The organism is Alteromonas infernus (assembly GCF_902705815.1).
Window position 1 is genome coordinate 15,531 of record NZ_CACSIG010000045.1, and the last position, 23,203, is coordinate 38,733.

The following is a 23,203-nucleotide window of genomic DNA, read 5'->3' on the forward strand; positions in this document are numbered from 1 at the left end:
GGATAATACAATTTTATGAGTGATTACAAAGCCACACTGAACCTCCCAGAAACTGCGTTCCCGATGCGCGGTAACCTTGCTCAGCGCGAGCCGAAAATGCTTAAAGACTGGCAGGAAAAAGGGGTATACAGCAAAATTCGTGAAGCGAAAAAAGGCAAAAAGCCATTTATTCTTCACGATGGTCCTCCTTATGCTAATGGCGATATTCACATTGGTCACGCGGTTAATAAAATTCTTAAAGACATTATTGTAAAGTCTAAAAACCTTTCTGACTTCGATTCTCCGTACGTTCCAGGGTGGGACTGTCACGGTCTGCCAATCGAATTGATGGTAGAAAAGAAAGTAGGTAAGCCAGGTAAGAAAGTTACTGCGGCTGAATTTCGCCAAAAATGTCGCGAATATGCGCAAAAGCAAATTGACGGTCAAATGGCTGACTTCAAACGCTTAGGCGTATTTGGTGAGTGGGATAACCCTTACAAAACCATGGACTTCAAGTCTGAAGCCGATATTATTCGAGCGCTAGGCAAAATTGTTGACTCTGGTCACTTAGAGAAAGGCTTTAAGCCAGTACATTGGTGTACTGATTGCGGCTCTGCACTTGCAGAAGCCGAAGTCGAGTACAAAGATAAAGTGTCGCCAGCTATCGATGTAAAGTTCCCAGTGGCTGATGTGGCGGCTATTGCCGAAGCGTTTGGCGTGTCTGAAGCTGATTTAACCGCTCACAAAGCTGGCGTTGTTATTTGGACTACCACGCCGTGGACGCTACCTGCAAACCGTGCAATTAGCTTACACCCTGAATTGACTTATGCCATTGTTGAAGTGCAGCCATCAAACGAATGGTTGGTAGTAGCGCAAGACCTGCTTGAAAGCTGTATGAGCCGATATGGTGTCGAAGACTTCCGTGAAGTGGCAACGTGCACAGGTGAAGCCCTCGATAAACTTAAAGTCAATCACCCTTTCCTTGAACTCGAAGTTCCATTGATTCTAGGTGAACACGTCACCACTGAATCAGGTACTGGCTGTGTACACACCGCACCTGCCCACGGTGTTGACGACTTCAACGTTGGCAAGCAATACGATATCGAAGTTTATAATCCGGTAGGTAACAATGGTGTGTACCTTGAAAACACCCCGTTATTCGCAGGCAAGTTTGTATTTAAAGCTAACGATGAAATTATTGAGACGGTGAAAGAAAAGGGTAACCTTGTATTAAACGTAAAATACGAGCACAGCTACCCACACTGCTGGCGTCACAAAACACCTATTATTTTCCGCGCTACCCCTCAGTGGTTTATCAGCATGGACAAGAAAGGGCTACGCGCTGAATCTCTTGAACAAATCAAACAAACGAAATGGATCCCAGACTGGGGCCAAAATCGCATTGAAAAAATGGTCGAAGGTCGTCCTGATTGGTGTATTTCACGCCAACGTACGTGGGGTGTCCCCATTCCTTTGTACGTTCATAAACTTACCGGCGAAATTCACCCAGAGTCTTCAGCGTTAATGGAAAAAGTGGCGCTTGAAGTAGAATCTAAAGGTATTCAAGCGTGGTGGGATTTAGATGACGCCGAGCTACTAGGCAGTGATTTAGATAACTACGACAAAGTTACCGACACCTTAGATGTGTGGTTTGACTCAGGCGTAACACACTACTTTGTCGTAGACCGCCGCGATGACATTCCGGCTTCTGCTGACTTATACCTTGAAGGTTCAGACCAACACCGTGGCTGGTTCATGTCATCATTGATGTCGTCAACCGCCATGCACGGTCACGCGCCATATAAAGAAGTGTTAACCCACGGCTTTACGGTAGATGCGCACGGCAGAAAAATGTCGAAATCGGTAGGTAACGTTGTAGCCCCTCAGGAAGTTACCAACAAACTAGGTGCTGATATTCTTCGTTTATGGGTTGCGTCGACTGATTACCGCGGTGAAATAGCGGTATCGGATGAAATTCTAAAGCGGGCCGCAGATGCGTATCGCCGTGTACGCAACACGTCACGATTCCTTCTTGCAAACCTCAATGGCTTCAACGTTGAAGATGCGGTAGCAGAAAACGAGATGGTAGCACTGGATCGCTGGATTGTTGCCCGTGCCAAGGCGCTACAAGAAGAGCTGATTGAAGCATACGAAAAGTACGATTTGCTCGTTGTGTCGCAAAAGCTTATGCACTTCTGCTCAATTGAGCTGGGCTCATTCTATTTAGACGTTATTAAAGATCGTCAATACACCGCTAAAGCTGATGGTCTTGCACGGCGCTCTTGTCAAACGGCGATGTACCATATTGTTGAAGCGCTTGTTCGCTGGATGGCGCCGGTAATGAGCTTCACTGCACAGGAAATCTGGGAAACGTTACCGGGTGAGCGCAGCGAGTTTGTGTTTACTGAAACCTGGTATGAAGGTTTTAACGGTTTCACCCAAAGTGAGACATTTAACGATAACCTTTGGCATCAAGTACTAAGCGTAAAAGACGCGGCAAACCAGGCGATGGAACAGGCACGTAAAGATGGTGAGCTAGGTGGTTCTCTGGAAGCGAGTATTGAGCTCTATGCAACAGAGTCGCTACACGACGTATTGAACAAACTAGAAGACGAGCTTCGCTTTGTGCTTATTACATCAGGCGTAACGCTGACTAAAGTAGATAGCGCGCCAATTGGTGCTAAAGCGACAAGCGTCGACGGTTTGTGGTTAGCTGTAAATAAGGCAAACGGCGAAAAATGCGTACGTTGCTGGCATCATCGCGAAGATGTTGGTTCACACGAAGGACACGAAGAACTGTGTGGCCGCTGTGTGACGAACATTGATGGTGACGGGGAAACGCGTCATTATGCTTAAGCTTTTTCGCGAAACTGGATTGCGATTTCTATGGATAAGCGCGTTAGCGTTTATCCTAGACCAATGGAGCAAATATACGGTCATCGACACTATGTCGCTTTATCAGTCGATTCAAGTGTTACCGTTTTTTAACTTCACGTATGTTCATAACTACGGTGCCGCATTTAGCTTTCTAGAAAATGCGGGTGGCTGGCAGCGTTGGTTCTTCACTGCCATTGCTGTTGTGGTAAGTGTAGTGATTTTGTGGTGGCTTAAGCAGTCACCTCGCTCGCAAAAAATGCTGCCGGTTGCCTTTGCCTTTATTTTAGGTGGAGCACTAGGTAACGTTTACGACCGTCTAGTTCATGGCTATGTCATCGACTTTTTAGATTTCTACGTAAATAATTACCACTGGCCAGCATTTAACATTGCCGACAGCGCAATATTTATAGGCGCGGCTTTACTTATTATCGACATGTTTAAAAATGGCGACAAGAAAAGTGAAGAAAACGGTGCGGAGTCAAAAGCAGGCTCTGCAAATAGTAGCGAAACCATTAAGTAGTATTTGGATAGGTTATGACAGACTCATTAGTAATTGGCGCTGACAGCGAAGTCATTCTTCACTTTGATTTGAAGCTAGAAGATGGTTCTGCCGCTGATAGTACGCGCGTAAACAATAAACCCGCCAAAATGGTGATGGGTGACGGTAGCCTAACGCCAAATTTTGAGGCGTGTCTACTTGGTCTTGCGAAAGGCGACAAAAAGGCTTTCACGTTAGGCCCTCAAGACGCGTTTGGTCAACCCGATCCTAATAATATTCACTACATGGATAGAAGTCGTTTTGGCGCTGATTTAAACGTTGAGGAAGGTATGATTTTAGCTTTCTCTCAGCCTGATGGCACCGAAATTCCAGGTATCATTCGAAGTGCAGCGGGCGACTCTGTAACGGTTGATTTTAACCACCCGTTAGCGGGCCAAACCGTTATTTTTGATGTTGAAATTATTGATGTTAAACCTGGCGCTTCAGCTCAAGGTGGAAACTAGTTATGCAGATACATTTAGCTAACCCTCGTGGTTTCTGTGCGGGCGTAGACAGAGCTATCACTATTGTAGAACGGGCGCTTGAAATGTTTGAGCCGCCCATCTATGTGCGCCACGAAGTTGTGCACAATAAATTCGTAGTAGACGGATTACGTGAGCGCGGCGCGCTGTTTGTGGATGAGCTTCATGAAGTGCCAGACGATAGCATTGTGATTTTCTCTGCCCACGGCGTGTCGCAAGCGGTTAGAAAGGAAGCGGAAAATCGCGGCCTTAAGGTGTTTGACGCAACCTGTCCATTAGTCACAAAAGTGCATATGGAAGTAACCCGCGCTAGTAAAACAGGTACTGAATGTATCTTAATTGGTCACGCCGGTCACCCCGAAGTAGAGGGGACTATGGGCCAATACAGTAATGACGAAGGCGGTATTTATTTAGTAGAGTCTGAGGCTGATGTGGCAACATTGGAAGTTAAAGACCCAACGAACCTTTATTATTGCAGCCAAACTACGTTATCTGTTGATGATACTGCCGATGTTATCGACGCCCTTCGCGCTAAGTTTCCAAAAATCAATGGCCCGAGAAAAGATGATATTTGCTATGCCACGCAGAATCGCCAAGACGCGGTGCGCGATTTAGCGCAAGACTGTCAGGTACTGTTAGTGGTTGGCGCACAGAACAGCTCTAATTCCAACCGCCTTCGTGAGTTAGCGGAAAAAATTGGTGCGAAGGCTTACTTAATCGCTGATGCCAACTGTATACAGCAAGAGTGGCTAGAAGGTATTGAACATATTGGCGTTACCGCTGGCGCATCTGCCCCCGAAGTATTGGTGCAGGGTGTGGTAAACAAGCTTAAAGCGTGGGGGGCTGTTTCAGCTTCTGAGCGTTCAGGGCGTGAAGAAAACGTAGAGTTTGCTGTACCGAAAGAATTAAGGGTTAAACAAGTAGTCTGATACCCCATAAAGCCTATTTGAACTTAAAAAAACACCGCACTTCGTTGCGGTGTTTTTTTATGCTTTTGTCTACTGGTATTTCAATCACTTGCGGATAGATAATAATACCTTAGGTATTATCATAAGTGACTAAAACGTAACGTAGATGGCGTTTTCCGTGATGAGCCTGGTCATAGTAAACTATGAATCCCTCTGTTTAAGTACCGTGATCTTCCGCATTGAAGGGCATTAAACGTGTAATGCAGATGTGAAACGACATAGAAGCTAGGTAATGGCACGCTAATCCAATCGATGAGAAAGGATTGTTAAAATTATACGTTTTGATAACCAACGATACCCAGCATAGTACGCTTTTGTCTTACTATACTAAATTGGTGATAACACCAAGCGAAACACTAGGTATATGGCAAAGGTAATGAAAGCTGAAAAGGTGATAATGAAGCGAGCAAAAGGAAGTGGTATTCGCGCACAAACGGGTGTAGGTCTGATAGAGATCTTAATCACGCTATTTATCCTGGCGGTAGGCTTGCTTGGCGTTGCTGCATTACAATTTACTGGTTCATTCGCTAACAAGGATGCCATTAGTCGTACGCAAGCTGAAATGGTTGCTGCGCAGGTTGCTGAACGTTTAAGAGCTGCAGCGCGGCCTGCTACGGTAGGCGATGGCATGGTAGCGAATAACGCCTACTTTTCAAATACGACTTATAACTTTTCAGGTCTAAGCTGTTCGAATGCTTCTCATCCCTATCACGGCTGCTGTCTATCGAGACCCGCTGATATTCCCAATTGCGAAGGGCAAACCTGCAGCGAAACCCAAATGGCCGCTTACGATGGCTGGGCTCTATCTTGCTCGGCAGTGCAAACCAACCCTCAAACGAAGGTGTCGGTCTCCTGTGATGACACCAATAACGCTGACATTTATAGCTGTAGTGCAGGTTCTAGGGTAGAAATATTGCTAACCTGGCCAGTTGCCTCATCAGGGAATCAAATATATACGCTCAACTCACGTTGTAACCCCAACGATGGCGATAGTAACGCTTGTGTGTTTAAGGACATAACACTATGAGAGGTGTGAAACACATGAGTCAGCGGGGCTTTTCATTAGTCGAGCTCATGATTACCTTAACCTTAGGTTTAGTTATTTCTGGTGCAATTATTCAAGTACTTGTTAGTAGCAGTGTTACTAACAAACTGAACCAAGCTGTCGCTCAAGTACAAGAGTCGGGGCGCTTTATCATGGGACGCCTTTCCGCTGAATTTTACGAAGTAGGCCGCTATGACCAGATTACCGCGAATGTAGACACCTCAGTTGATATAGTGGCCGAAGCTGCCTACGTTGAAAATCATCCTATTGCTGTTGCTGGTGATTTTGTTAACAACGCTACCTTAGGCAGCGTGCAAACGTCTAGCGGCGGCAGCGATAAACTTGTAGTGAGCCTGCTAGGTCAAGAGGATTGCACGGGAAACCAACACGGTTACGCTTTAGGCAGCGAATTTCATGTGGTTAATCACTACTTTGTGAGCGGCAGTACGCTTAAGTGTACCGGATACGATGGACGTGTTTTGCGGGGGTTAAAGCCGCAGTCGGTTTCACCAGTTACTGTCACCCTTCTCGATAACGTAGAAAGCTTTCAAGTGCAATTTGGCATTTCCGACAGTATCAGCACATCTCAAGGACAAGCCATCTCTTACGTAACCGCCGATGAGATAGCGGGATTAAGAGCACTTAATCAACAAGTTGTGTCACTGCGATGGGCCCTCATGATTAAAAGTTATCAAAATGAAGTTAGGCAAACTAACGCGCAAAAGTTTGCACTGTTAAACGAAGCGCCTAAAACCATGGACACGGCGCATTACTACCAGGTTTTCTCAAAGACGCTGGCACTTCGAAATATGAAAAATTTTGTCAGGAGTTCACAATGAAACAGCAGGGGCTAGTGATGGTGTTTGCACTGCTTGTATTACTCTCTATTACTGTTTTAGGTGTAAGCGCGGTTACTAGTAGTTTGTCACAATCTAAAATGGCAGTGTCTATGCAGCAAAGCGGGTTAGCGTTCGATGCGGCTGAAGCGGCTATTGCGGGGGTATTTTTTGAGTCGGAAGATGAAACCCTCTTAACCGATGCAACAAAGACAGACCCGCTATCTGAAGCAAGGCAAGGTAATATTTTTGACCCAACTGTAGATACCATGAGCTGTTTTGACGAAGGAGAATGGACAGATAGGTATATGACAGAAGGGGGACTTTCGATTGGAGACCGGCATATCACTGACGGTACTTATCAAAGTGAAGCGTCATCTAAAAGTTGGTCTCGAACGGCATTTATACGCGAGCAGGCGTGCAGAGGGTCTAGTAACGTTATCGGGGGAAGTAACGTTAACTGTCACGTATTTATTATAAGAGGCTGTGGGAAAGTTTCGGGTAAATCCTCAGTGGTAGCTAATAGTTTAGCTGCATCAGTGTTTGGCCCGGCTTCACAATAGGTATCACAATGAAAAAACTAACAACTTACCTTGCTTCCATTTCGCTGTTTAGCTGTATCGGTTTTTCCGCTTTTGGTGATGACCTAGACATTTACCTTGGAAACGCCAGTAACGCGGTAACCTACAATCCTAACGTACTGTTTATTATGGACTCGTCGGGCAGTATGGGTAATTACGATAACACTAGCCAAACAAGAATGCTTCGCGTCCAAAATGCCCTCAAAGAGGCGTTGAGTTCAGCAACGAATATCAATGCCGGGCTCATGCGCTTTTCTGACTACGGCGGCCCTATTCTATACCCTGTTCGCAATATTGATGAGTCGGTACGGCCTGAAATTATCATTTCCACCAATGACGACGACCATGATGCCCATGAAATAAATGGAAGTGTGACCACAGATAGTAATGATTTAATCTTAAGCAGCGGCACCCAAACGGTAACATCTGGACTGCGTTTTACTGAATTAAATATCCCTCAGGGCGCGACGATTTTAAATGCGAGCATTCGGTTTACGTCTGAAAGATTCAATGTGGCTGGCACATCGCTGGTGATATCAGCTGAAGCCTCAGCATCAAGTAGCGCTTTTTCATCGTCTAGCAACAATCTTAGCGAACGCACTAAAACCGCAGCTAATATTGAGTGGTCAACCGACAACAGCTTTCCTGCGTCGGGCGAAGTAATAACCACGCCGGATATAAGTGCAGTTATTCAAGAGGTGGTGGATTTATCAGCGTGGTGTGGTGGCAAAAACATAAATATTTTAATTGAAGGTACAAGCGCAGACTCGGCCAGTGCACGTGAAGTAAGGGCGAGTGATGTGGGACAAAGTGGTGCGCCACAGTTAGTTGTATCCTACGACGATTCTACAGCATCAGGGTGCGTGCAGGGCGAGGGGATCTATCAGGTTGCTGATGCGAAAGATAATTCCGAAGAAGATGTAAATGGCTACCCAAATACGGGGGGCGAACTGTCTTTTAATTCTTCTTACAACGACTATATTGGCGTACGTTTTAGAAATGTAAATATTCCACAGGGCGCAGTTATAACCGACGCTTATTTAGAGTTTACTGCCTACTCTACCCGAACGTATGGCAACCCGAGTATGCGCATTCGCGGGGTGGCTGACGATGATGCATCAGACTTTCACCCGAACCGACGCTACCGGCTACGAAACCTTCCTAAGACCTCTGGTATCACTTGGTCAATGCCCGACTTTTATAACAATTACGTCTATAGAACGCCCGACATAAGTGGCATTGTGAAGCAAATAGTCGACCGCTCTGGTTGGCAATCTGGTAATGATATGGCGTTCGTGATGGATAACTTTGTTTCTTACCGCGGTGCTCACACTTACAACTCGCCATCAAAGGCGCCAAAGCTTATCGTTAAATTTAATGGAGCTGCTACCCCAGGTGCATCGGCTACCGTGCGTGAACATCTAGTCAGTAAAATAGATGAATTAAGTGCAAATGGCTTTACTCCAATTGTGGATACGCTATTGGAAGCGGCCAATTATTATGGTGGTAGAAGCGTTGACTATGGGCGAAAGCGTGGCGAAAACGACGTGAATTGGTCTGTAAGGCGAAGCACGCGAGTGAGCCATCGCAGTTCTTATTTAGGGGCTGATTCTATTTTACCGTGGGGGTGTACCGAAGATAACCTATCTGACAGTGACTGTATCACCGAACAAATCCCTACGCCTGCAACTTACATATCTCCGGTGTCTGACTTACAGTGCCAAACCAATAATCATATTGTGCTGCTATCTGACGGTGAAGCCAATAACAATCATAGCGTTTCGAAAATCCAAACCTTACTGGGTCAAAGCTGTACGGGAAATGGTGGAGAAAAGTGTGGCTTGGATCTGGTTAGAAATATTAGCGATACCTCGACATCCGTAATTGGTCCCAGGGTTATTACCCATACAATAGGGTTTGCGGCGAATAACACCGCAAATAACTTCCTAAACCAACTGGCGCTGCAAAGCGGCGGTGGTTTTTATCAAGCAGACAACAGTACTGACCTTTTAGAGGCCTTCAACACCATTTTACGTTCAGTAAAAGACGTTAATGCTACCTTTGTTTCGCCTGGCGTGGCGGTAAACCAACTTAACCGTCTTACACACAGAGATGAGCTTTACTTTGCTTTATTTAAGCCAAGCGAGGGCGCAATGTGGCCGGGTAATTTAAAACGCTATCGCTTAAGCGGCGATAAAATTCTCGACAAAAATAGCTTAAATGCCGTAGACAGCGAAACAGGGTTCTTTACAGAAAACGCACATAGCTACTGGTCAACGCTGGCTGATGGTAGTGAAGTAAGTGAAGGCGGTGCATCTAGCCGTTTGGGAGCAAACAGAAATATCTATGTCTTTGACGGAGCTGGCACCATTGCAAGTAGTGCAAACGCGCTGCATGAAGACAACACAAGCATCACCAAGGCTGATCTAGCTATTCAAGGTGAAACCGATGCGGACGACTTAAGAGATGCCATTTTAAAGTGGGCGAGAGGCGTAGATGTAAAAGACAGCAATGGTGATGGCAGTACCAGTGACTACCGAACACAAATGGGAGATCCTATCCACTCTCAGCCTATTATCGTTAATTATGGCTCCAACGACTCCGCTATTTTCGTCGCAACTAACCAGGGGATGCTGCATTCTTTCGATACCTCAAGCGGGGAAGAGAATTTTGCCATCATGCCAAAAGAGTTACTGCAGAATTTGCACCATTTTTATAAGGACACACCCACGTTAGAGCATGAATATGGCCTAGATGGCGACATGATCTTACGAACCGTCGATGATAAAAAATACCTTTACGTAGGTATGCGTCGAGGCGGTCGTAATTACTATGTATTTGACGTTACACAAAAAGATTCTCCGAAGCTTAAATTCAAAATAGAAGGGGGGGCAGGTACCCTTGCGAAACTAGGGCAAACTTGGTCTAGACCTACTATTACTAAAGTAAATATGGGGGAGCAGGTTAAAAACGTCATGATTATAGGTGGTGGTTACGACGACGCGCAGGATGATCGCTCTGTAAGAGCGAGTGATGTGATGGGCAACGCCGTGTTTATGTTCGATGCAGATACCGGAAGCTTACTGTGGCATGCGAGTAACGAAGATGCAGACTTGAACCTTAGTAATATGACGTACAGTGTGCCAGGGCGTATTTTCTGTCATCGACAGGGACAATGATGGGTTCGCTGACCACATGTATGTTTCCGATACAGGCGGACAATTATTCCGCTTGGACATCTACAATGGTGAGTCTGGGGCAGACTTTATCAAAGGGGCACGTCTTGCTGATTTTGGTGGTGATACAGAAGAAACAAACCGCCGTTTATATTATGGCCCTGATGTCACGGAAATCGCATTGGGCGATGAGCTATATTATGGCATAGCGCTAGGCAGCGGATGGCGTGCATCTCCTTTAGATACGGTAGTAGAAGATAATTTCTATATGCTAAAAGACAGTGGCGTATTCAACCGCGATACGAACGGTGATTACACTTACATGAGTACAGTAACTGAATCAGATATGTATAACGCCACCAGTCATGCTCTAAATAGTAGCGATGAGAGTGAGCGAGCACTTGCTTCTCAAACCTTCGCGAATAAAGCCGGTTGGTATCTAAATCTAACAATCAACGGTGAAAAAGTGCTGTCTTCACCGCTCATTATTGATTACAAGGTGTTCTTTACCACCTACGTACCTGCTGAGAGTAGTACCAGTGCCTGTGCGCCGCCTACAGGCAACAGCCGCGCGTATCTCGTCAGTATGTTTAACGGTAATGCAGTAACCGATGTCAACAACGATGGTGAAGTGAATGGAGAGGATCGCTCCGCTGATTTAAAACAAACGGGTATAGCGGCAGAAACGAAAATCCTAATCGAAGATATTGTAAGCCCCGTAGTATGTTTAGGTACCGAGTGCGCGTCTGCAGTAATAGAAGTGGATGAAGACGGCAATGATGTTGATTGCGTCAATGCATTTGAATGTTTAGCTGAAAATATCTATGGCCGTTTCGAACGCATTCAGCGCGGCAGTTGGCATTCTGAAACGGAAAGAGAGTAATCATGAAAACGAAAGTATCTCAACAGGGTTTTTCACTTATAGAACTCATGATCGTTGTGGCTATTGTCGGTATTATCGCCGCGATAGCCTACCCCTCATACCAAGGAGTTATCGCAGATGGGTATCGCGGTACTGGGCAGGCAGACTTATTGGGCTTTGCTTCGGCAATGGAGCGCCACCACAATGGCTCATTTAGCTATGAAGGAGCAGCAAGTGGGGGAGCAAACACAGGGGCGCCCGCTATTTTTGCATCCTACTCTCCGTCTTCCGAACCACAAGCGAATAAGCGTTATACACTGTCTATTGTTGCAGCTAGTGCTACTGCCTATGAACTTAAAGCCACGCCGGTGTCGGGTTCGGCCCAAGCCACAGACGGCGCGCTGTTTTATTTCAGCGATGGGAGAAAAGGCTGGGATAAGAACAACAATGGTAGCCTAGAATCCAGCGAATATTGCTGGTCTTGTTAACGTTCTCAGAGTCGACCTTCGTAGCACCCCTTTTTCTCTAGGGTCCATTTGGTCGGGGGGTAGGTATACCAAATTACCAAATATCGCAATGTCGCCCCAATGCTGCTCTACATTATCTTGTGTGTAGGCTAGTCGCGCCGCGTTCGTCGCCAGGGTTTGATTCGTTCGTTTATCAAGGGTAGCCTGCCAAAGCCCTAACGCGTCGATTTTGCTGGACAGTAAATAAGTGCTGGTACTCATGAAAATAACCAGCGCAACTAGTACCTCTACTAGCGTCCCGCCTCTGTGAGCAAAAGACCGTGTCCTTACCCTATTTAAATCGTACTGGCAGTGGGGGGACCCTATCAGGCCTTCCGTTACGTGTCGTTTTTTAATCAATGTCATGCCAAGTTCCTGGAATGGGAATAATTTTTGCCAAAGCGGTGTGTGCCTGCAGCGTTTTTAGCAGGGCAGGTGAGGGAGCTATAATGCCATTAATATTGCTGTAAATAGGGGCGTTAGAGACATAAGCACCAGTAACACTTGCTGAAGCGCTCACGTTTAGCGTATAGCTAGAAGATGTTGTTGAAAGCATGACAATAAGCCCATAAAAGTGCGTATTCGCGCTAAGGCTCACATCACCATTTACAACGAACAGTAACGTGGGCTGTGAATTTGAGCTATGAGACAGAGCGCTACTATCTAAAACGCAGTTGCCATCGATCCAGTATATACTTGCAGGCACTATATTGTGGCACTGGGTGGCTGTTATGCTACTGGGGAAAAAGTCAGCGCTCAGCGCTGTCACGTCACGATTGAATAACCATTGGGTTAACTCACTGTCCCACGAAAATTGTTGGGCTGGCGTTGGAATTCTTAAAAGAGCAGGGTAGCGAAGAAACTTTGCCTTGTACTTAATGTTCTCTGTATCGTGAGATACGCTTATTTCATAGTGAGTAAGGGGCTGGTGCTGCGCACCCTCTAGTTCGTCAACCTGTATTGTCGTCAGGAAGTTAGTGTTGTTTATTGTATTTAACACACTGGACACGCTTTGTGTACGTAGCGCACTTGCTATACCTCTAATATGCTGTTTAAGCATGACTTGTGAGTTTTCAGTGTGCAGTCTTACTTTTTCTATCGCGTAGTATTGTTGGACCTTTTGAGACGTGCTTAAGGTAGCGAAAGTAATTGCGCTAAGCAGTATGGCCACAATGGTGAGTACGGCCATACCTTGTTGCAAGCGAGTGCAGCGTGAGCTAACAGCTAAGTACCCTGTGCCTTTTCTAACTGTCATTGGCTACCTCAATCACAAATTTTTCTTCACTCTCCACCACTGGGTTAATGGCGCTCTTTAACGCTATAACAATCTCATAGGTTGCTCCCCAACTGCTTTGGTGTAGTAAGTTCGCACTAAACTGCGTTACTTTAACCGTTTGAGGGTCGGTTAAATCAAACCATCCGCCTTGCAGGCATGTTTTTCCGCTCACTCGGTATTCTATTGCCTTATCGTGAAGGCGGTAGCCAAAAAACTCTCCTTGGGACGCAGAGATTAAGCCATCTCCATTTTTGTCGTAAGAAAAGGTTATACAGCTATTAGGTGGCTCGCCCACACGCTGACTAATTGCAACGTTGGACAAGCCATTATTATTGTTTTGAAGTGAAATGAACGGTGTAAGTACATTGGTATCTTGGATGAAGCCCGCCCGGCTTAAATGTCGTGAGATAGTACTTTGCACGGCACGCATGTCTTCTTCTATGCTGGTGGCGTGTTGTAGCGAAGCTAAGTCAATGTGAGACTGAGCCGCATACGTGCTAACAGCGGCGATCAGCAAGCCTGATAAAGCACACGCCACCATAAGTTCGGTAGTGCTGAAGCCACTCTCACTGTTCGAGCTTTGTCGTTGTTTTAACATGACGCAACACCAACAACGCTTTGCACGCTGCATAGTTTCACTCGCCCCAGTGCGTTAATTGTCACTTTCGCGTTAAAGTGCTGACTAGCTAGTGTGAAGGTAGTGTTGCTACCAAAGTTCAGCGTACCGTGCTGATTGAAAGCAACAGTTTTGTCTGTACCGTTTAAGGTAGCAAATTGAGTGCTCCATTGCGTAGGAGGCTCCCAATAAGCAGCGTCATTGACTGCGCAACTTTGGTGTGTCGAGCAGGTACAGTTTTCGTCATCACTTATTATTACGCAGTGCGTATTTTCCACTTTTGCAATGAGGTAAAAAGGCTTTTTATGAGTGAGCGCGTAAATGCGTGCATGTCTTGCTAAGTTCGCAAAATGGGTAGCAAAATGCTTGAAAGCATGGCGCTCTTGCCATCGCTGAAAAGAGGGGGCGGCTATCATAGACAATATGCTTAAAAGTAAAACCGCAATGAGTACCTCCAACAGAGTAAACCCCATAACCATGTTAAGTGCGTGAGTCTGTTTTACTTTCCCATTTGATAGGTGAAAAGCCATGCGTAAGTCCAGTTAAAGCGTTGGGAGTAAGTTGATAGGCTCAATGTATCGAATAATTGATTAAGAGAAAGCTGTACCATGGAAGGGAATTACAAAAAGGGTGGCAAGCGCTATCTTATAATAGGTTTCACGCTTGTGGAGGCGCTGATAACAATGGCGATAGTGGGGATTTTGAGTGTTGCCGCTTCATCGGCCGTTAATTCAAGTTGGCAGTTAAGCCAAACAAATAAAGTTAAGGCCTACTTACTCTCTATACAGGCAATGCAATCGAGAAGTTGGCTTGAAACGGGTCTTTACCTCCCGTTAAGTGCACTACCACAAGCTGACGTTCAAAACGTCAGTTTTAGTCAAATTAATCATCAAGGTAGCGGATATGAGGTTGTTGCCACTTTTTTGTTTAAGGATGCAAACGATAGCTGTCGAACAATAAAAATTAGTGAAACGGCTCTGTCACCTAAAAGCTGTTGGTAAATGATGAGACTTTACTTTTACGCACAGCCTAGTCGATAAAATAGTAACTGTTAAGGCGACGAAAAAAGCCACGAAAAAAAGGTGTAAATAGAATAAATACAAACGGGTTAGCTGCAGGCTAAATCATCACCAGCAAGGTCTTCTTTTATATCATCTCCGTTGCTATCTACAGCCACTGAAATTCTTCCATAAAGGGAAAGTAAAAGAGCAGATGCATAATCCGCATTGTTATCGCTAGGACATAGGGTAATCGTCGCCGCTCTATTTATCCCCCCTTGTTCGTCAAATACTAAGCTCCCCGTGATGCCGTAAACCGCATTTGCAGTATTAAGTGGGTCACTTGCGATAATAAGCGCCTCGCTATTATCTCGGCTGCCATTTCCGTTAGCGTCAACAAATACCATTTTGGCATTTCTCCAATTATTGGTGCAGGCCGTGTAATTAGTTGTTGGACAAAGGGTCACGCTGGTTTGTTCGTCTACTGCGGTGAACCTAGCACGCTGAGCAACGGCACTTAAGTTGTTCAAGTCAGCAGTGATTCTATTTTTGATGATTATATTCTGAATGCCCGGCGCAACCGTGGTAAGAATAATGGCAAGTACTGCTACCGCGACCAGCATTTCTAGCAGGGTAAGTCCTGCTTGGGTTAATGCTGGGTGAGGTCTTTTTATTTGCCTTTGTGTTGTCATAATTTGAACGCTAATTTTCAATGGTTTACTCGTAAATACAGTACGTAATACGTTTTATAAGCTATGGGTCGACCTTATTTATAAACTGCGATAGTACGCGCGCAATTTAGCTCTGTGTTAACACTCACCTAAGAGAACGAGCGCTAGGCTAACGCTTTCTATCTTCAATGTAATGATACAGCGGGATAAATGTGCGCTACTCCTCGTTATTTTAGGGTAAACTAAAACGCAACGGCAAAGGTATGTTTTACCGTGTTATCGCATATTTGACCATACGCCTTATGGTTAATGGCCTTCCACGGAGAGTACCGATGTTTCAACATTAAAAAAACGATAAGCTGACCTGACTGTGGCTGAGGAAGGTCAAGGTATTCCTAATTGATACGAGGATACCACTAACATCTGTAGTGATATTGTCGTAGAATCGAGTTCCAGGACGCCTCAAAAATACGTGGATATTATAATGCAAAAACAAGCAGTTATTGATGAAATGAAAGTGCTGCCTGAAATTGACGTGGAATATGAAGTTGCACGTCGAGTCTCGTTTATCAAAAAGCAGTTGCTTACTTCAGGCTTAAATTCTCTGGTACTTGGTATCAGTGGGGGTATTGATTCATGTACGCTGGGCCGTTTAGCCCAATTGGCAGTAGATGAATTGAATGAAGAGCATCACGAAACCTATCAGTTCATTGCGGTTCGTTTGCCTTACGATACACAAGCTGACGAAGAAGATGCGCAAAAGTCTATCGACTTTATTCAGCCCACCCATTCCATTGCAGTAAACGTAAAGCCAGGTGCTGATGCTATTCATGCGTCCACATCACAGGCTTTATCAGATGCTAATCTTCTTCCTGAAAGTGAAGCAAAGCAAGACTTTGTAAAAGGCAATGTTAAGGCGCGCACTCGTATGGTTATTCAGTACGAAATTGCAGGCATGGTAGACGGTTTGGTCCTAGGCACTGATCATTCTGCTGAAAATATTACAGGCTTTTACACCAAATACGGAGATGGTGCGTGTGATCTGGCACCTCTGTTTGGGTTGAGTAAGCGCCAAGTGCGTGCAGTCGCTGCCCATTTAGGTGCACCCCACAACGTTATTACAAAAGCGCCTACGGCCGATTTGGAAAGCCTTTCTCCGCAAAAAGCCGATGAGCAAGCGCTAGGGATGTCTTACGATCAAATCGATGATTTCTTAGAAGGCAAACACGTTTCTGCAGAAGTGGAAGAGAAATTGCTCTATATTTATGAGCGCACACAACATAAACGTGTGCCAATTCCAACAATTTACGATGAGTTGTAGTCATGAAAAAAATTGAAGCTATCATTAAACCGTTCAAAATGGACGATGTTAGGGAAGCGCTAGCTGAAGTAGGTATCGCAGGGATGACTGTGTCAGAAGTGAAAGGTTTTGGTCGTCAGAAAGGCCATACTGAGCTTTATCGCGGTGCCGAGTACCAAGTTGACTTCCTTCCAAAGATTAAAATTGAATTAGTACTGGATGACGATCGCGTTGAACAAGCGGTTGAAGCCATTCAGTCATCGGCTAAAACAGGCAAAATTGGCGATGGGAAAATTTTCGTTTACAGTGTAGAGAGTGCTGTACGCATTCGAACTGGCGAGCAGAACGAAGACGCTATCTAAAACACTAACCGGTTAGCATTTTCCATTAAAAAAGGGAGCAGAACGCTCCCTTTTTAGTTTTGAAAAATCACCTTATTCGATTTTGGTGAAAAGGCGCAATTAGTGGTCGTGACCGCAGCCACCTTCACCGTGAACATGGCCATGCTCTAGTTCTTCTTTCGTAGCTTCACGCACATCAACAACGGTTACATCAAATGTAAGCGGAATACCTGCTAGTGGGTGATTACCATCAACAACGACTTCTTCGTCTGTGGTTTCAATGATAATGACAGATTGCTCGCCCTGAGGTGTGGTTGCACGAAAAGACATACCAACTTCCACATCCATACCTTCAAACATAGAGCGAGGTACTGTTTGAACTAGCTCATCAACACGTTCACCGTAGGCCTTTTCTGGGTCAACAGAAACGTTGAAGCTATCTTCTTTTGTTTTACCGATTAGCGCGTCTTCAAGCCCTTCAATTAAGAAACGGCGACCTAATAACACAACTAGCGGAGATTTCCCTTCTGAAGAGTCTAGCGTTGTGCCGTCTTCGGTAGATACGGTGTAGTGTAGCGTTACAACGCTGTCAGAAGTAATTGTCATAACAAATCCTATATCGGCCCTATTCCAAAACTATCATTGAAAATAGGGCAATGAATGAAATGCAGTAAAAATACTGCTTAGCGACGTTTTTTCACAATATTGCTAGCTTGTTGCTCAATACTGTACGGCAAGGCGTTAGGGTAACAGGTAATAGCGTCATTTTCAGCCAGTCTGTGTAAATCTTCAGGCGTTGTATCATTACTGAGCACAGCAATGAACCACGTTTCGTTGTCCAGTATAGCCACATCGATTATTTTACCTGCAACCCGCCAGTTCTCGCCTAACTGCTTTTCAAGGGCATCGCCAGGGGTGACGTCAACTTTACCTTCTAATTTGAAGCTGAACGCGGCGCGCTTGTTTTTGCCAAGAAAGCGAGTACGGGCAACAACTTCTTGGCCCATATAGCAGCCTTTGTCAAAGTCGATGCCGTTAAGCGCTTGCACATTAATCATTTGTGGAATGTATTCACCTACTGCTTCTTTTTGAAGCATGGCGTGGACACTTTTAATCTGAATGGCGTTAAATACAACGGCGGGATAGCAAGGAATTGATTGGGTGTTCACTTCTTCAACCAGTTGCTGCGCGCCTTTGTTTAGAAGCAATACAAAACCCTCTTGGGCAGTGTTCGCTGTAAACAGTAGACCGCTTTCACTCTCTATCTTTTGAAGCGCGTGGTTATCACCGTGTTGGGTATCTAGCAGCGCTTCTAAGTCTGTCACATCAAACATTTTTGAAAGGACAGACGTTACACCGCTATTCTTCGCCGCTTTTAGCGACAGGAAATAAGCACTGTAGTTTGGCGTATCATCTAAAATATCTACTTTGGAGAAAACCCCATATTTATTAAGTTGTGCTAATGAGTGATTGCCCGCATCATTATTAGCCACCAGTAGCAATTTGCTTAAATGGCGTGTGACATAACCCGTAGACCAGGTTTTACCTTTGTTATCACAGTGTGCGAAGTGCCGCGCCGACTTATCATCAAGCTTATTGATATTCACCGTGATTTGGCCGTGCAAATAGCTGTCGGCTTGTTCGCCTTCCAATGAAATCACCATGGTATCTGAAAGATCAACTATGAATTCGTCGGGAAGCTCGTGTAATGATGCAATAGAGGTCATGTTCACCACTTATTCGTTTAACTGTATTTAGTCAAGGTATGGCAAAACCATCATTATTCAAGGGTAAAGTGCACGATTATACGTAGATTAAGTTCTATTTAGTTTCTTTATCAGACCAAAAGAGCAGTGATCCCGCTATACAGGGCATGGTATTATTGATATCGAATAAAAAACGGTAAGAAAGACATATGTTTGAACCAAAAAGATTAGCCCGCTTAAAATGGGCATGCCGCAGAGGTATGCTGGAATTAGATGTACTATTACTGCCTTTCGTTGAAGAAGCGTTTGACTCTCTTAGCTACGAAGAACAAGAAACATTTGAACGGCTACTGACCAGTGACGACCCCGATCTCTTTGCTTGGATAATGGGGCATCAAAAGTGTGAAGACCCTGAGTTCGCTGCGATGGTAGCAACCATTGTGAACCGTGTTAAAGCATAGAATTAAAATCAGCGGTTATAAGTTAAGGCCCCTAATGGGGGAGGCGTGTGTGGCGGTGTGCTTTTACGCTGCCATGTTGAGTCTTCCCCAATACCTTTGGACGTGGATAAACTTCCCGGTCACGTTAACCTTTGTATCTATCGCAATAGTATCGTGGTTTTCTTGGCGTCTTTATGATGTGCTTAGCCGCAATGTCTTACCTGTTCAATACGCACTTTCGCTTTCAAGCGATGGCGTTATTCGAGTGGTTGGCGATGATAACGCGGCAAATAATCGCAGTTGTTTCTATACGCAGAACCACTTGCTAAGTCATACTTTGCGTGAGGCAAAAGAAGCGGGTACCGCTATGAAAATTCACCATGCTTCGCAGCTCTTTGCGTGGGGATTGTGCATTAACGTACTGCGCCACAAACGGAAATGGTTTGAAAGAGACCATAACCACTTAGCTTGGGTTTTAAAAGGTGAGTGCTGTGAGGCAGACTATCGACGCCTTGCACGAGCCATAATTTTGGCTAGAAAAGCAACGCATTCAAGGAATTAAATAGATGTTTCGTGAGTACACTAAAGCGTTATTTAAACGTGTTGATGCTCGGCAGTTAATGCAATTCAAACCGCCTACGCTGCCGCAGCGCATCTATACGAAAACATTAACGATAGATAACGCCCATTATGGCACGTTTTGCCAAGAAGTTGACTGGCCGGAGAGTCAGCATCCTCATCCACTTTATTTGCAAATGTTATCATTACCTTTGCAGATGCAGTGCTTGCTTGATAAGCAAAGCCCTTTTCCACTGCTCGGTCTCATTCATGCTGCCAACAAGGTGACGGTGGTGGAGCACTGTAATCTAAGTGAGCCCTTTGAGTGTCGAGTGCGCTTTTACGATGTTAGGCCGCACAGTCGCGGGTGGGAAGTGGACGTCATGCTAGAAGCGCTTCAATCGGGCCAACTTGTCTATCGTGCTATAAGTAGTTATTTGGTGAAAGTAAAAGCGGTTCACGTAGCGCCGCTTGCTGTAAAAAGCGACATGCATGATGATTGCGATATGCACGACAGAGTGTTGATTGGTGAAATTTGTGCACATGCCAACACTGGTCGTCGCTATGCCAAACTATCAGGTGACTATAATCCCATTCACTTATCTACTATTTCGGCAAAAGCGTTCGGTTTTAAACAGGCAATTGCCCATGGCATGTGGACATTGTCGCAGGCGGTTTCCGCATTTGTTAGCCACCAAGACAATGCCGAGGCGTTAACGGTGAGCGAGGTAAGCTGTCGCTTTAAGAAGCCCGTTTTCTTGCCAAATGAATTACATATTCAGCAGCACTGCAAAACAGAAGCCAGTGTGTTCCTTGATGTTACAGACGGTAATGACAACGTAGTGCATTTATCTGCCAGCCTCGCATTTACTACCAAGGAGTAGGTCATCTACTCCTGTTGGCGTTTACCGAAAGCGTATTAAATGCAATATCACCAAGGCGCATCCCTTGGTTGTGCTAGTCAGCATCACAAAAGCTGTCGTGGGTAATTAACGAACCCACATCGGCACCTGAAAGCTGCTTTCTCGGAATGAGAATAGTAGGCGTTGGATTGTTTATCTGCTCAGGGTGGTCAAGGTTAAAGTGCAGCCCGCGGCTTTCTTTTCTTGCCATAGCGCAACGAACGATGAGCTCGGCAACCGTTACTAAGTTACGCAATTCGAGCAAATTATTGCTCACTCTAAAGTGTGCATAATATTCGGCAATTTCTTGTTCGAGCAGCTTTATACGGCGCATCGCCCGTTCAAGCCGTTTGTCGGTACGAACAATACCCACATAGTCCCACATAAAAAGACGCAATTCGTGCCAGTTATGCTGAATGATAACTTCTTCGTCAGAGTTAGATACCTGGCTTTCGTCCCAAGGCGCAATCGACTCTTCACAGTCTGCGCTAGGTAATTTTTTTATAATGTCTTCAGCGGCAGCGCTAGCAAATACTACACATTCAAGCAATGAGTTCGACGCCATCCTGTTTGCGCCGTGCAAACCTGTATAAGCCACTTCACCAATCGCGTATACATTGTTTAAATCAGTCTTAGCGTTAAAATCAGTAATAACACCACCGCAGCTATAGTGAGCTGCAGGCACAACGGGGATGGGTTCCCGCGTAATATCAATACCTAAGGAGCGGCATTTGCGATAGATATTCGGAAAGTGCTTCACGATAAAGTCGGCAGGTTTGTGACTGATGTCTAAGTACATGCAATCGGCGCCTAGTCGCTTCATTTCATAGTCAATCGCTCGGGCGACTACGTCACGCGGTGCCAAATCACCTCGCTCGTCGAACTTGTGCATAAAGCGTGTGCCGTCTGCATGACACAAATTTGCGCCTTCGCCGCGCAGCGCTTCGGTAATAAGAAAGTTTCGCGCTTGCGGGTGGTATAAGCAAGTAGGGTGGAACTGATTGAATTCCATATTCGCTACGCGACAACCCGCACGCCACGCCATCGCGATACCATCACCGCTGGAAACGTCAGGATTTGACGTATATTGGTATACTTTGCTCCCGCCACCCGTCGCCAATGCAACAAATGGCGCACGAATTACTTCTACATGCTCTTGTTGTCTATTCCATACATAGGCGCCCACAATGCTATTCTTCTCTTCTTTAGAGGGAATAAGGTCAATGGCATTGTAGCGCTCGAACACATGAATATTGGGATGGGTAGAGACGGCATCATTAAGGGTGATTTGAAGTGCTTCACCTGTTGCATCGGCTGCATGAAGGATACGTCTGTGGCTATGTCCCCCTTCACGGGTAAGGTGGAAGCGCTCTTCGCCAGACTCACTTTTTTCTGTATCAAATGGCACGCCGTAGCCAATTAGCCATTCAAGCGAAGACTTCGCCCGCTCGGCAGTAAAACGTACAGCTGGCTCTTCACAAAGGCCTGCACCTGCGGCTAATGTGTCGGTAACGTGGGCGTCTATTGAGTCTTGCTCGTCAAATACCGCCGCAATGCCACCTTGCGCATAACGGGTAGAGCCCTCGTTGCGGTCACTTTTACTAAGTACAATTACCTGACAATGGTCGGCAAGCTTTAATGCTAAGCTTAATCCTGCCGCGCCACTCCCAATAATCAATACGTCACAACGGTGTTCTATTGCATTTGATGTGGAAGTTAGTGAAGACGATACAGATTTCATGTATTTTTATATCAATTCAAACGAGCAAAGGTTCGGCAAGTCTAAAGGATGAGAGGCAAAACACAAACATTCTTAAGCACACAGTTGAGCATTTTTTAAAATATTTAATGGTTTTACCGAACTTTTGTAAAAAGAACGCGTCTATACACATGCTTGTTAGAGCTATTGTGTAGTTGAAGTAGGGAGTAATGGCTCGAATGAGCGAGCAGATAACCGACCAACAACTGGTCGAAAAAGTACAGCGGGGCGATAAAAATGCGTTCAACTTGTTGGTAACACGTTACCAACACAAAGTTATGCATCTCGTTTCTCGCTATGTGAAAAACACCGGTGACGTTGCTGATGTAACGCAAGAAGCGTTTATTAAAGCATACCGTGCCTTACCTAATTTTCGTGGTGACAGTGCATTTTATACTTGGCTATATCGCATTGCGGTAAATAGCGCCAAGAACTATCTTGTATCTCAAGGTCGCAAGCCACCGGCCAGTGATGTCGATGCCGACGAAGCTGATTTTTACGAAGGCAGTGATGCGTTAAAAGAGCAGTCTACGCCAGAAAGAAGCTTGTTATCTGAAGAAATTGAAGAAACCCTTTTTAAAGTGGTAGAGAAATTGCCCGATGATTTGCGCATGGCGATAACATTGCGCGAAATTGAAGGGTTGAGTTATGAAGAAATCGCAAACGTAATGTCGTGTCCTGTTGGCACTGTGAGATCACGTATTTTTAGGGCTCGCGAAGCGATAGATAAAGTTATTCAGCCGCTGTTAGAGAATTAAAAAGAAATAAAATCAAAAAAAGGTGAAC

At 45.3% G+C, this 23,203-nt stretch carries 23 protein-coding genes and 1 pseudogene; 16 read left to right on the forward strand and 8 right to left on the reverse strand.

Annotation, left to right across the window (positions count from 1 at the left end):
* The first annotated feature begins 15 nt into the window (after nucleotides 1–15).
* From ileS to ACX5J7_RS11645, 9 genes and pseudogenes are all read left to right on the forward strand, one after another.
* On the forward strand, nucleotides 16–2,835 hold the full coding sequence (gene ileS, locus ACX5J7_RS11605) for an isoleucine--tRNA ligase (protein WP_498707264.1): 2,820 nt from the start codon (nucleotides 16–18) through the stop codon (nucleotides 2,833–2,835).
* On the forward strand, nucleotides 2,828–3,376 hold the full coding sequence (gene lspA, locus ACX5J7_RS11610) for a signal peptidase II (protein ID WP_012517496.1): 549 nt from the start codon (nucleotides 2,828–2,830) through the stop codon (nucleotides 3,374–3,376). Before ileS ends, lspA begins: the two co-directional genes overlap by 8 nt.
* 14 nt (nucleotides 3,377–3,390) lie before the next feature.
* The gene (gene fkpB, locus ACX5J7_RS11615) at nucleotides 3,391–3,858 is read left to right on the forward strand and encodes an FKBP-type peptidyl-prolyl cis-trans isomerase (RefSeq protein WP_012517497.1); all 468 of its coding nucleotides are present in this window, start codon (nucleotides 3,391–3,393) and stop codon (nucleotides 3,856–3,858) included.
* Between the two features lie 2 nt (nucleotides 3,859–3,860).
* Nucleotides 3,861–4,805 (forward strand): 4-hydroxy-3-methylbut-2-enyl diphosphate reductase, encoded by a 945-nt coding sequence (gene ispH, locus ACX5J7_RS11620; RefSeq protein WP_012518965.1) that lies wholly within the window; start codon nucleotides 3,861–3,863, stop codon nucleotides 4,803–4,805.
* Between the two features lie 415 nt (nucleotides 4,806–5,220).
* Nucleotides 5,221–5,871 carry a type IV pilus modification protein PilV gene (gene pilV, locus ACX5J7_RS11625; RefSeq protein ID WP_278383057.1) on the forward strand — a complete coding sequence of 217 codons (651 nt, stop codon included), beginning with the start codon at nucleotides 5,221–5,223 and terminating at the stop codon, nucleotides 5,869–5,871.
* Complete coding sequence (locus ACX5J7_RS11630) at nucleotides 5,868–6,728, forward strand: PilW family protein (protein ID WP_071952108.1); 861 nt, start codon at nucleotides 5,868–5,870, stop codon at nucleotides 6,726–6,728. Before pilV ends, ACX5J7_RS11630 begins: the two co-directional genes overlap by 4 nt.
* The gene (locus ACX5J7_RS11635) at nucleotides 6,725–7,288 is read left to right on the forward strand and encodes a PilX N-terminal domain-containing pilus assembly protein (RefSeq protein ID WP_012517501.1); all 564 of its coding nucleotides are present in this window, start codon (nucleotides 6,725–6,727) and stop codon (nucleotides 7,286–7,288) included. The genes ACX5J7_RS11630 and ACX5J7_RS11635 overlap by 4 nt, the downstream gene beginning before the upstream one ends.
* Before the next feature lie 8 nt (nucleotides 7,289–7,296).
* Nucleotides 7,297–11,365, forward strand: a pseudogene (locus ACX5J7_RS11640) (PilC/PilY family type IV pilus protein).
* 2 nt (nucleotides 11,366–11,367) lie between these two features.
* A complete protein-coding gene (locus ACX5J7_RS11645; protein WP_012517503.1) occupies nucleotides 11,368–11,832 on the forward strand; it encodes a type IV pilin protein in 465 nt (154 codons plus the stop codon).
* Here the strand turns inward: ACX5J7_RS11645 and ACX5J7_RS11650 are convergent.
* The 4 genes from ACX5J7_RS11650 to ACX5J7_RS11665 are packed head-to-tail and all read right to left on the reverse strand — an operon-like array spanning nucleotide 11,800 to nucleotide 14,272.
* Nucleotides 11,800–12,216, reverse strand: coding sequence for a type IV pilus modification PilV family protein (locus ACX5J7_RS11650; protein ID WP_498707265.1), 417 nt, complete (start codon nucleotides 12,214–12,216; stop codon nucleotides 11,800–11,802). The two genes, ACX5J7_RS11645 and ACX5J7_RS11650, sit on opposite strands and share 33 nt — an antisense overlap.
* Nucleotides 12,203–13,105, reverse strand: a complete 903-nt coding sequence (locus ACX5J7_RS11655; RefSeq protein WP_498707266.1) for a hypothetical protein — start codon at nucleotides 13,103–13,105, stop codon at nucleotides 12,203–12,205. Before ACX5J7_RS11655 ends, ACX5J7_RS11650 begins: the two co-directional genes overlap by 14 nt.
* Nucleotides 13,095–13,724 carry a potassium:proton antiporter gene (locus tag ACX5J7_RS11660; protein WP_498707267.1) on the reverse strand — a complete coding sequence of 210 codons (630 nt, stop codon included), beginning with the start codon at nucleotides 13,722–13,724 and terminating at the stop codon, nucleotides 13,095–13,097. Before ACX5J7_RS11660 ends, ACX5J7_RS11655 begins: the two co-directional genes overlap by 11 nt.
* Complete coding sequence (locus tag ACX5J7_RS11665) at nucleotides 13,718–14,272, reverse strand: GspH/FimT family pseudopilin (protein WP_498707268.1); 555 nt, start codon at nucleotides 14,270–14,272, stop codon at nucleotides 13,718–13,720. Before ACX5J7_RS11665 ends, ACX5J7_RS11660 begins: the two co-directional genes overlap by 7 nt.
* Nucleotides 14,273–14,350: 78 nt before the next feature.
* Between ACX5J7_RS11665 and ACX5J7_RS11670 the strand changes: the two genes are divergently transcribed.
* A complete protein-coding gene (locus tag ACX5J7_RS11670; protein WP_012518960.1) occupies nucleotides 14,351–14,743 on the forward strand; it encodes a type IV pilin protein in 393 nt (130 codons plus the stop codon).
* A gap of 107 nt (nucleotides 14,744–14,850) precedes the next feature.
* On the opposite strand, the gene ACX5J7_RS11675 is transcribed toward ACX5J7_RS11670, so the two are convergent.
* The gene (locus ACX5J7_RS11675; RefSeq protein ID WP_498707269.1) at nucleotides 14,851–15,432 is read right to left on the reverse strand and encodes a GspH/FimT family pseudopilin; all 582 of its coding nucleotides are present in this window, start codon (nucleotides 15,430–15,432) and stop codon (nucleotides 14,851–14,853) included.
* Nucleotides 15,433–15,895: 463 nt separating this feature from the next.
* Between ACX5J7_RS11675 and nadE the strand changes: the two genes are divergently transcribed.
* Nucleotides 15,896–16,732 carry an NAD(+) synthase gene (nadE, locus tag ACX5J7_RS11680; protein ID WP_012517510.1) on the forward strand — a complete coding sequence of 279 codons (837 nt, stop codon included), beginning with the start codon at nucleotides 15,896–15,898 and terminating at the stop codon, nucleotides 16,730–16,732.
* Between the two features lie 2 nt (nucleotides 16,733–16,734).
* On the forward strand, nucleotides 16,735–17,073 hold the full coding sequence (locus ACX5J7_RS11685; protein ID WP_012517511.1) for a P-II family nitrogen regulator: 339 nt from the start codon (nucleotides 16,735–16,737) through the stop codon (nucleotides 17,071–17,073).
* Between the two features lie 99 nt (nucleotides 17,074–17,172).
* On the opposite strand, the gene ACX5J7_RS11690 is transcribed toward ACX5J7_RS11685, so the two are convergent.
* Both ACX5J7_RS11690 and ygfZ read right to left on the reverse strand, forming a co-directional pair.
* Entirely contained in the window at nucleotides 17,173–17,658 is a 486-nt protein-coding gene (locus ACX5J7_RS11690; protein WP_012517512.1) for an FKBP-type peptidyl-prolyl cis-trans isomerase, read from the reverse strand.
* A 77-nt stretch (nucleotides 17,659–17,735) separates the two neighbouring features.
* Nucleotides 17,736–18,779, reverse strand: coding sequence for a CAF17-like 4Fe-4S cluster assembly/insertion protein YgfZ (gene ygfZ / locus ACX5J7_RS11695; RefSeq protein WP_462835933.1), 1,044 nt, complete (start codon nucleotides 18,777–18,779; stop codon nucleotides 17,736–17,738).
* A 188-nt stretch (nucleotides 18,780–18,967) separates the two neighbouring features.
* Between ygfZ and ACX5J7_RS11700 the strand changes: the two genes are divergently transcribed.
* Genes ACX5J7_RS11700 through ACX5J7_RS11710 form a run of 3 tightly spaced genes read left to right on the forward strand, consistent with a single transcriptional unit; the run spans nucleotide 18,968 to nucleotide 20,640 of the window.
* Nucleotides 18,968–19,219 carry an FAD assembly factor SdhE gene (locus ACX5J7_RS11700; RefSeq protein WP_012517515.1) on the forward strand — a complete coding sequence of 84 codons (252 nt, stop codon included), beginning with the start codon at nucleotides 18,968–18,970 and terminating at the stop codon, nucleotides 19,217–19,219.
* A gap of 49 nt (nucleotides 19,220–19,268) precedes the next feature.
* Nucleotides 19,269–19,760 (forward strand): hypothetical protein, encoded by a 492-nt coding sequence (locus ACX5J7_RS11705; RefSeq protein WP_474116492.1) that lies wholly within the window; start codon nucleotides 19,269–19,271, stop codon nucleotides 19,758–19,760.
* A 4-nt stretch (nucleotides 19,761–19,764) separates the two neighbouring features.
* Complete coding sequence (locus ACX5J7_RS11710) at nucleotides 19,765–20,640, forward strand: MaoC family dehydratase (protein ID WP_487528952.1); 876 nt, start codon at nucleotides 19,765–19,767, stop codon at nucleotides 20,638–20,640.
* Between the two features lie 73 nt (nucleotides 20,641–20,713).
* On the opposite strand, the gene nadB is transcribed toward ACX5J7_RS11710, so the two are convergent.
* Complete coding sequence (gene nadB / locus ACX5J7_RS11715) at nucleotides 20,714–22,399, reverse strand: L-aspartate oxidase (protein WP_020743931.1); 1,686 nt, start codon at nucleotides 22,397–22,399, stop codon at nucleotides 20,714–20,716.
* A gap of 197 nt (nucleotides 22,400–22,596) precedes the next feature.
* Between nadB and rpoE the strand changes: the two genes are divergently transcribed.
* Complete coding sequence (gene rpoE / locus ACX5J7_RS11720; protein ID WP_012518957.1) at nucleotides 22,597–23,175, forward strand: RNA polymerase sigma factor RpoE; 579 nt, start codon at nucleotides 22,597–22,599, stop codon at nucleotides 23,173–23,175.
* Nucleotides 23,176–23,203: the final 28 nt, after the last annotated feature.